The organism is Pallidibacillus pasinlerensis, from assembly GCF_009996845.1.
Taxonomy (GTDB): domain Bacteria; phylum Bacillota; class Bacilli; order Bacillales; family Caldibacillaceae; genus Pallidibacillus; species Pallidibacillus pasinlerensis.
This window is the reverse complement of the sequence record NZ_JAACYS010000168.1, coordinates 1-412: the sequence shown is the minus strand read 5'-3', so window position 1 is coordinate 412 and position 412 is coordinate 1. Positions and strand designations below refer to the sequence as shown.

Annotated in this window: 1 protein-coding gene; it reads left to right on the top strand. The window is 33.0% G+C overall.

Annotation, left to right across the window (positions count from 1 at the left end; genetic code table 11):
- A partial coding sequence (locus tag GW534_RS16040) for a DUF5348 domain-containing protein (protein WP_210253488.1) occupies positions 1 to 267 on the top strand: 267 nt, incomplete at its 5' end.
- Between the last annotated feature and the right edge of the window lie 145 nt (positions 268 to 412).

Here is a 412-nt window from a genome sequence, read left to right as displayed (position 1 = left end):
TATTGGATTATGAAAAGAGGAATTCTAGTTTATAATCACAATGAAATGGAATGGCGTGTGTGGGTAGGCCAGCAGGCCTATTGGATTGATCAAGGATACAATTTCGAACTTAGAATTCAAAATAGATATTTTAAAGCAGTTCTTGAAAAAGATAGGGAGTGGTTTGTAACTTTGGATCAAGAAATAAGGTTTGTCCCCCATCCTAATGAGATTTATAAAGTTCGAATAAATATCCATGATTATATACGTGTAGATGCCCCTTTTTAGGGGTATCCTTTTGAAATGAATAGATGGAATACTTTGAACGGATTTTTGCATATTCCGAAATAAATTGAAAAAATAAGCACATTATTTCAGATTTATTGCCGAATTAAAGTGAAAATGGCGAGCTGAAATAATGTGCTCGTTTACA